Annotated in this window: 7 protein-coding genes and 2 pseudogenes; all 9 read right to left on the bottom strand. The window is 73.7% G+C overall.

Annotated features, from left to right (window positions below):
- Window positions 1-238: pseudogene (locus tag AOK11_RS00905) on the bottom strand (sugar kinase); the annotation flags it as partial.
- A gap of 177 nt (window positions 239-415) precedes the next feature.
- Window positions 416-1717, bottom strand: a complete 1302-nt coding sequence (locus AOK11_RS00900; RefSeq protein ID WP_055591676.1) for a glucarate dehydratase family protein — start codon at window positions 1715-1717, stop codon at window positions 416-418.
- Between the two features lie 152 nt (window positions 1718-1869).
- Window positions 1870-2082, bottom strand: a pseudogene (locus AOK11_RS44320) (dihydrodipicolinate synthase family protein); the annotation flags it as partial.
- A 176-nt stretch (window positions 2083-2258) separates the two neighbouring features.
- On the bottom strand, window positions 2259-2405 hold the full coding sequence (locus AOK11_RS41365) for a hypothetical protein (RefSeq protein WP_206188748.1): 147 nt from the start codon (window positions 2403-2405) through the stop codon (window positions 2259-2261).
- Window positions 2406-2486: 81 nt separating this feature from the next.
- Window positions 2487-3479 carry an adenosine deaminase gene (locus AOK11_RS00890; protein WP_055591670.1) on the bottom strand — a complete coding sequence of 331 codons (993 nt, stop codon included), beginning with the start codon at window positions 3477-3479 and terminating at the stop codon, window positions 2487-2489.
- Window positions 3480-3500: 21 nt separating this feature from the next.
- Complete coding sequence (locus tag AOK11_RS00885; RefSeq protein ID WP_055591669.1) at window positions 3501-4406, bottom strand: ribonuclease Z; 906 nt, start codon at window positions 4404-4406, stop codon at window positions 3501-3503.
- Between the two features lie 10 nt (window positions 4407-4416).
- A complete protein-coding gene (locus tag AOK11_RS00880) occupies window positions 4417-4770 on the bottom strand; it encodes an HIT domain-containing protein (RefSeq protein ID WP_055591668.1) in 354 nt (117 codons plus the stop codon).
- Window positions 4771-4819: 49 nt separating this feature from the next.
- Entirely contained in the window at window positions 4820-4948 is a 129-nt protein-coding gene (locus tag AOK11_RS46075; RefSeq protein ID WP_276204782.1) for a hypothetical protein, read from the bottom strand.
- A gap of 5 nt (window positions 4949-4953) precedes the next feature.
- Window positions 4954-8256, bottom strand: a complete 3303-nt coding sequence (locus AOK11_RS00875; protein WP_055591667.1) for a S41 family peptidase — start codon at window positions 8254-8256, stop codon at window positions 4954-4956.
- Window positions 8257-8288 lie beyond the last annotated feature (32 nt).

Below are 8288 nucleotides of genomic sequence, written 5' to 3'. Positions count from 1 at the left end.
CGAGGCGGGCCAGGGCGGTGGCCATGTTGGCGACGCCGCCGGGGCTCGACCCCATCCCGCGCGCCCAGGACTCGGTCCCGCGCACCGGGGCGGAGTCGAGCCCGGTGAAGATGATGTCGAGGAAGACCGTACCGGTGAGGTAGACGTCCCAGGGCGGGTCGTCGGGGGTGCGCAGCGCGGCGAGCGGGTCGGCCTGGGGCTGGCAGTGCGCCCCCGCCGGGACACCGGCATGGCCGATGACATCCTGAGCGGCGCTGTCGGTGATTCCCTCTCCGGCTGACGTGGTGGACGCCTCCACAATGCGCTCCCTGGCCTGGTGCGGTTTCGGCCAGTGTGCACCACGCCACCGACAACGCGCCGCCCGTCACGCCGGAGCCGCTCCCCCGCTCCCGGGTCCGGCGTGCCGCGGGGCCTCTCACCAGCGGGGCACCGCCGGGGGGAGCCAGTCGGGGTCGGCGATCCGCATGGCCGCCGCGTCGTCGCGGTCGCGGAGCGCGCCGTCGTCCTCCAGCCACCGCCGGTGCAGCGCGGCGAGCCGGTCGTGGTCGAGGGTGACGCCGAGGCCGGGCGCGTCGGACACCCGCACGGCGCCGTCCTCGAAGGTGAGGCGTTCGGTGAGGACGTCCTCGGACTGCCACGGGTAGTGGGAGTCGCAGGCGTGGTGCAGGCCCGGGACGGTGGACGCGACGTGGGTCATCGCGGCCAGGCTGATCCCGAGGTGGGTGTTGGAGTGCATGGAGACGCCCACGCCGAAGGTGCGACAGACGGCGGCGAGGTGCAGGGTGTTGCGCAGTCCGCCCCAGTAGTGGTGGTCGGAGAGGACGACCTGGACGGCGTTCGTGCTGAACGCCTCCTTGATCTCGGCGAACGTCGTCACGCACATGTTGGTCGCCAGCGGCACGCCGGTGCGGGCGGCGACCTCGGCCATGGCGGGGGTGCCGAGCGTCGGGTCCTCCAGGTACTCCAGGATGCCGCCGACCGCCTCGGCCACCTCGACCGAGGTCTCGACGGACCAGGCGCCGTTGGGGTCGAGCCGCAGCGGGTGGCCGGGGAAGGCCTCGGCGAGGGCGCGGACGGCGGCGATCTCCTCCTCGGGCGGGAAGACGCCGCCCTTGAGCTTGAAGGAGCCGAAGCCGTACCGCTCCTTGAAGGCGCGGGCCTGCGCGACGACACCGGCCGGGTCCAGGGCGGCCCCCCAGTCGTCCTTCTCGGCCGGGACGCCGTCGGGGTGGCCGGCCCACTTGTAGAAGAGGTACGCGCTGTACTCCACGGTGTCGCGGAGCTTGCCGCCGAGCAGGGCGTGCACGGGCAGGCCGAGGCTCTTGCCGAGGGCGTCGAGGCAGGCGACCTCGAAGGCGGAGGCGATGGACAGCCGCAGCTTGTCGGCGGTCTGCACGCCGCGCAGCCCGCCGACGTCGACGGCGTCGTCGACCCGGGCGGCCGCGACGGCGACCTCGTCCAGGAGCGCGAACAACTCGTTCACATCCGTGACCTTGCGGCCCTTGAGCTGCTCGGCGAAGGGGTGGGCCAGTTCCAGGTACTTGGTGTCGCCGTAGGTCTCCCCCACGCCGGTGGTCCCGTCCGCCGTGACGATCTCGACGATCAGCCGGGGCGTGTACGGCTGGTGGACGCCCTGCGTGTTCAGCAGCGGCGGGTCGGCGACCAGGATCGGCGTGAGCCGTACCTCGGTGATGGTCAGGTCGCGGGCGGTCGGCACGGCTGACGCGTTCTGCGCGGTCACAGGGCGGCTCCTACGAGGTCCAGGCCGGCGGCGAGCAGGGCCTTGAGGTCGGTGAGGTCGGAGGGCGAGGGGTCGGTGAGCGGGGGGTCGGTGAGCGGGGCGCGTACGGGGCCCACGGGGCGTCCGCGGAGCCGGGCCGCCGCCTCCTCGACGGTGAGGACGACGACCTGCCGGTACTCGTCCTCGTCCAGGGAGAAGAACTCGCCGGTGCCGCAGGCGGGGAAGAGGGCGCCGGGGCCGGCGGCGAGCCGGCGGGCGAGGTAGGCGCGCTGTCCGTCGGGGTCGAGGGTGCCGTCGTCGTGGAAGGCGGTCAGCGGGAACGACAGCACACCGCCCGCCATCGCGTCCCGCAGCCGCCGCACCACGGCCGCGGTGTCCGTCTCCGCGTCCGTGCCCGTGCCCGTGCCGGGGCTCACCCGCGCCGTCTCCCCTCATGAAGGTCATCCATGTATGAGAACAGAGGTTAAATAGGCGAACCAGGGTCGTCAATGGGTCGACGGCAACCGGTGCCGGAGCGTCAGCCGGCGGCCTGCGCGGCGATGCTCCCGATCGCCTCGACGGCGACCTCGGGCTCGTCGACGTGGAGGCAGTGCCCGCTGTTCTCGGCGGTGCTCGGTTCGCTGTCGCCGGTGCGGCGATCGATGGGTCTGCGGCCCGTGTCCATGGGGGTGGCACCACCATCGGTTCGTGCGCCGGACGCACCGGACGGCGGGAACACGGGGGCACGGGCACGGGGACACGGGGACTACTGGAAGACGTACGCCTCCACCTCGGCGAGGTACCGGCCCCGCCGCTCCTCGTCGTCGTCCAGGAAGGCCGCGAGGAAGGAGTTGCGGGCCAGCTCGCGCAGCCGCTCCGGGCCGAGGCCGAGGGTGTCGCGCACCGCGTCGAAGTTGTCGCCTGCGTAGCCGCCGAAGTAGGCCGGGTCGTCGGAGTTCACCGTGCACAGCAGGCCGGCGTCGAGCATCGCGGGCAGCGGGTGGGCGGCGAGGGTGTCCACGGCGCGCAGCCGGACGTTCGACAGCGGGCACAGGGTCAGCGGGATCCGGTCCCGCACCAGTCGCGCCACCAGCGCCGGGTCCTCCACGCAGCGCAGCCCGTGGTCGACCCGTTCGACGCCGAGGACGTCCAGCGCCTCGGTGATGTACTCCGGCGGACCCTCTTCACCGGCGTGTGCCACGCGCCGCAGCCCGAGCGCGGCGGCCGCCTCGTACACCTCGCGGAACTTCGCCGGCGGGTGGCCGACCTCGGCCGAGTCCAGGCCCACACCGGTGATCCGGTCCAGGTGGGGCTTGGCCGCGTCCAGGGTCGCCAGGGCCGACTCGGCGGACTCGTCCCGCAGGAAGCACAGGATCAGCCGGGTCGAGACGCCGTGCGTCTCCTCACTGCGCCCGAGCGCCCGCCACAGCCCGTCGACCACGGTGTTCATGCCGACGCCCCGGGCCGTGTGCGCCTGCGGATCGAAGAAGATCTCCGCGTGCCGCACGCCCTGCGCCGCGGCGCGGGCCAGGTAGGCGTCGGCGAGGTCCTCGAAGTCCCGCTCGGTGCGCAGCACGGCCATGAGCTCGTAGTACAGGTTCAGGAACGACTGGAGGTCCTGGAACCGGTACGCCTCGCGCAGGGCGTCGGTGTCGGCGTAGGGCAGGTCGACACCGTTGCGGGCGGCGAGGGCGAAGGCGAGCTCGGGTTCGAGGGTGCCTTCGATGTGAAGGTGCAGTTCAGCTTTCGGTACGGGCATCGAAACATCGTACGGGCGGCCTCAGCGACGCTTGGGGAGCGGCACTCGCAGCAGGTCGCGGGCCACGGTCAGCTCGCCCGTGTACCCGGCGGCCCGCGCCTGCCGCTCGAACTCCTCCGGGTCGCCGTAGCGCTGGCTGAAGTGGGTGAGCACCAGGTGCCGCACGTCCGCGTCCCGCGCCACCCGGGCCGCCTGGCCGGCCGTCAGATGACCGTGCTCGACGGCGAGCTCCTCGTCCTCGTCGAGGAACGTGGACTCGATGACGAGCAGGTCGCAGCCCTCGGCGAGCGCCTGCACCCCCTCGCAGAGCCGGGTGTCCATGACGAACGCGAACCGCTGGCCGCGCCGCACCTCGCTGACGTCCTCCAGCGCGATCCCGTCGAGCGTGCCCTCGCGCTGGATGCGGCCGACGTCCGGGCCCTTGATGCCGTGCGCGGCGAGCCGGTCGGGCAGCATCCGCCGGCCGTCGGGTTCGACCAGCCGGTAGCCGTACGACTCGACGGGGTGCGACAGCTTCCGCGCCTCCAGCGTGTACCCGGGGGTGCGGGCGAGCGGGCCGTCGGCGCCGACGGGTCCCTCGGTGATGCCGACCGTCTCGCGGTAGGCGGTCGCGTACCGCAGCCGGTCGAAGAAGCGCTGCCCGGAGCCCGGGTAGTGGGCGGTGACGGGGTGCGGGACCCGGTCGAGGTTGATGCGCTGGATCACTCCGGCGAGGCCGAGCGAGTGGTCGCCGTGGAAGTGGGTGACGCAGATCCGGTTCAGGTCGTGCGCGGCGACCCCGGCGCGCAGCATCTGGCGCTGGGTGCCCTCGCCGGGGTCGAACAGGATGCCCTCGCCGTCCCAGCGCAGCAGGTAGCCGTTGTGGTTGCGGTGGCGGGTGGGGACCTGGCTGGCGGTGCCGAGCACCACCAGTTCGCGTACGGACACAGGGGGCTGCCTATCCGGGCGGCCAGTGGAGGCCGCGGCCGCCCAGGACGTGGGCGTGCGCGTGCCAGACGGTCTGGCCGGCGCCGCTGCCGGTGTTGAAGACGATGCGGTGGCTCTCCAGCTGATCCTGGTCCGCGACGGCCTGCGCCTCGCGCAGGAGGTCCGCCGCGACCTCGGGAGCGGCTGCGGCGAGGGCCGCCGCGTCCTTGTGGTGCGCCTTCGGGATCACCAGGACGTGCGTGGGCGCCTGCGGGTTGATGTCGCGGAAGGCGACGGTGGTGTCCGTCTCCCGGACGATCGTCGCCGGGATCTGTCCTGCGACGATCTTGCAGAACAGGCAGTCGTCCTGCGGTTCCCCTGCCATGGGTGTGCCTCCTCGCGCCGGGTTGATCGCCTACCCGGCATCGTATCCGTCACACCATCGCGCCGGACTCTTCGGCTACCTCGGCCGCTTCGGCTTCTTCGGTTGTCTCGGTTGTCTCGGTTTCCTCGGTTGCTTCGGCCGCATCGGTCAGCTCGGTCACGTCGGTCACGTCGGTCACGTCGGTCAGGACAGCGTCGGCGGCGTCTTCGCCGGTGTCTCCTCGAGCGCGGCCAGCGCCAGCCGTACCGCCTCGTCCAGCTGGACGTCCCGGCCCGCCGCGTGGTCCTGCGGGCGCTGGACGACCTCCACGTCCGGGTCCACGCCGTGGTTCTCCACGCCCCAGCCGTAACCCTCCAGCCAGAAGGCGTACTTGGGCTGGGTGACGAGGGTGTGGTCGACCAGCCGGTAGCGGCTGTCGATGCCGACCACGCCGCCCCAGGTGCGGGTGCCGACGACCGGGCCGATGCCGAGCGCCTTGATCGCCGCGTTGACGATGTCGCCGTCGGAGCCGGAGAACTCGTTGGCGACGGCGACGACCGGGCCGCGGGGCGCGTCCTGCGGGTAGCTCTCCGGGCGCATGCCGCGCGGCAGGTCCCAGCCGACGATCCGCCGGGCCAGCTTCTCCACGACGAGCTGGGAGGTGTGGCCGCCGCGGTTCTCCCGGACGTCCACGATCAGGCCCTCGCGGATCACCTCGACCCGCAGGTCCCGGTGGATCTGGGCCCAGCCGGGCGCCTGCATGTCGGGGACGTGGATGTAGCCGAGCCGGCCGCCGGACAGCTCGTGGACATGGGCCCGCCGGTCGGCGACCCAGGCGTGGTAGCGCAGCGGCTCCTCGTCCGCGACGGGGACGACGACCGCGTGCCGCGGGTCGCCGCCGCCGGCCGGGGAGACGGTCAGCTCCACGGGCTTGCCCGCGGTGCCGACCAGCAGCGGGGCCGGTCCGGCCAGCGGGTCGACCGGCTGTCCGGCCACGGCGACGATCGCGTCACCGGTGCGGATCGCGACGCCGGGCGCGGCCAGCGGGGAACGGCCCTCCGGGTCGGAGGTCTCCGCGGGCAGGATGCGGTCGACGCGCCAGCTGCCGTCCTCGTGGCGGGAGATGTCCGCGCCGAGCAGGCCCTGCCGGGCGCCGCCGCCGAAGCCGCCGCGCGGGGTGACGTAGGCGTGCGAGGTGCCGAGTTCGCCCTGGACCTCCCAGAGGAGGTCGACCAGGTCGTCGTGGGTGGCGAGCCGGTCCAGGACGGGCCGGTAGCGGTCGAGGACGGCGTCCCAGTCGACGCCGTTCATGTCCGGCCGCCAGTAGTTGTCCCGCATGATGCGGCCGGCCTCGTCGAACATCTGCCGCCACTCGGCGGCCGGGTCGACGAACTGGCGGACCCGGTCGAGGTCGACGGTGATGTTGCTGTCGCTGTCGTCGTCGCCCGACGCGCGCCGGTCGCTGGGGACGACCTTGAGCCGGCTGTCGGTCCACAGCAGCACCCGCTTGCCGTCACCGCTGACCTCGAAGTGGTCGGCGTCCGAGGTCAGATGCTCGAGGCGCTGCTGGGCGAGGTCGTACCGCTCCAGCTCGGTCTTCGGGTCGGGGTCGTCGGGGGTGGCCCTGGTGGCGCCGAGCACGCCGCGCACCGGGTGGCGCAGCCACAGCACCCCGTCCTTGGCGGCGCGCAGGTTGGAGTAGCGGGCGGCCTCGACCGGGAACGGCACGATCCGGTCGGCGAGCCCCTCCAGGTCGATCCGGGTGGTGGGGGTGCCCTCGCTGTCGGGGGTCTCGTCCCGGTCCGGCGTCTCGAAGGGGCGGCCGTGCCGCTGCGGGCCGAACGGCGACGGGGTCGTCGCGGCGAGGGTGATCAGGTGCGGCCGGGCGCCCTCGACGAAGGCGAGGTCGAAGACGTGCTCGTCGTAGACCGGGTCGAAGGAGCGGGTCGACAGGAACGCGAGGTGTTTGCCGTCGAGGGTGAAGGCGGGCGCGTAGTCCTGGAAGCGCAGCGGGGTCGCCTCGGTGACCTGGAGGTCGGTGGTGCTGGCGATCCTCAGCTGGCTGAGCGGGCGGGGGCCGGGGTGGGACCAGGCGAGCCAGGCGGAGTCGGGCGAGAAGGTCAGCCCGGAGACGTCGCCGTCGGCGCTGCGGTCGACCTCGCGGACCTCGCCGGTCTCCCGCTCGACGAGCAGGACGCGGCCGTCGTGCGAGGCGACCGCGGCGCGGCTGCCGTCCGGTGACATCGCGAGTCCCAGGACCCGGCCGAGCTGTCCGGCGGCGAGCCGGCGCGGGGTCGCGCCGGGGGCGAGGCCGGTGGCCGGGGCGAACTCCAGGGCGTCGTCGCCCTCGGCGTCCGTCACCCACACCACCCACTCCTCGCCGTCCGCGCGGAAGGTGCGCGGGCGCCGGGCGCGGACGCCGGGGGTGGCGGCGAGGGCCCGGGCGGGCCCGGACCGGTGGGTGACCCAGTGGACGGCGCCGCGCACGCAGACGGCGCTGCCGCGCGCGGTGTGGTCGGGGGCGGCGGAGCCGAACCAGCGGGCCGCGTTCACCGGGAACGGCTGGAGGTCGACGCGCTGGCCGCCGAGCCGGATGTCGAGCGGGCGGGGCTCGGCCCCGTCCAGGTCGTCGAGGAGCCACAGCTGCCCGGCACTGGCGTAGACGACGCGGGTGCCGTCGGTGGCGGCGTGCCGGGCGTAGAACCCTCCCCCACTCTCGGCTTCGCTCGAGCGGGAGGTGCCCCCGAGGGGGGTGTGCCTGCGCAGGTCGGACCCGTCGGCGAGGGAGGAGTACAGCGCGCCGGTGCCCTCGTGGTCGGAGAGGAACGCAATCCTGGTGCCCACCCAGAGCGGGTACTCGATGTTCCCGTCGAGGTCGGCGTGCAGGCGTACGAACTCGCCGGGGAGTGCGGTGGCTTCGGGAGCTTCGGTGACCTCGGTGGCGTCGGCGGCCCCGAGGTCTCCCGTCTCCCGCTCGATCCACAGTTTGCCCGCCGTGCCGCCCCGGTAGCGCTTCCAGGTGGCGGCCTCGCGGCCCATCGTCGCGGACAGCAGGACGGTGCGCGGCCCGTGGGCGACGTCGCCGACGGGGCCGTAGGGCAGCGTGGTGGCGGGTCCTCCGTCGAGGGGGATCGCACGGGCCCAGGTGCGGCGCAGGCTGGCCTGGCCGTGGGTGCTGAGCGCCAGGACCTTCCCGTCCGGGGTCCAGCCGCGCACCTGGGTCTTCCCGCTCCCCCAGTACGTCAGGCGTCTGCCGGGGCCGCCCTCGACGGGCGCGACGTGCACCTCGGGGGCGCCGTCACGGGTGGAGGTCCAGGCGACGGTGGTGCCGTCGGGCGAGATGCGGGGCATCGTCACCGGCACGTTGTCGGCGCTGGCCCGCCAGGCGCGGCCGCCGTCGAGCGGGGCGAGCCACACGTCGTCCTCGGCGGTGAAGGCGACCAACTCACCGTGCAGATGCGGGAACCGGAAATAAGCGGCGGAGGCAACCGATGCAGGCTGTGTCACCCGATCACCCTATGCAAGCACGGTCGGCGTGG

The organism is Streptomyces hirsutus (assembly GCF_001418415.1).
GTDB lineage: Bacteria > Actinomycetota > Actinomycetes > Streptomycetales > Streptomycetaceae > Streptomyces > Streptomyces hirsutus.
The sequence above is the reverse complement of the archived record's forward strand: the minus strand, read 5'-3'. Positions and strand labels throughout refer to the sequence as shown.

Coding starts and splice junctions, on each gene's coding strand:
- AOK11_RS41365 (WP_206188748.1), bottom strand. CDS start 2,405: ATGGACACGGGCCGCAGACCCATCGATCGCCGCACCGGCGACAGCGAA.
- AOK11_RS00890 (WP_055591670.1), bottom strand. CDS start 3,479: ATGCCCGTACCGAAAGCTGAACTGCACCTTCACATCGAAGGCACCCTC.
- AOK11_RS00880 (WP_055591668.1), bottom strand. CDS start 4,770: ATGGCAGGGGAACCGCAGGACGACTGCCTGTTCTGCAAGATCGTCGCA.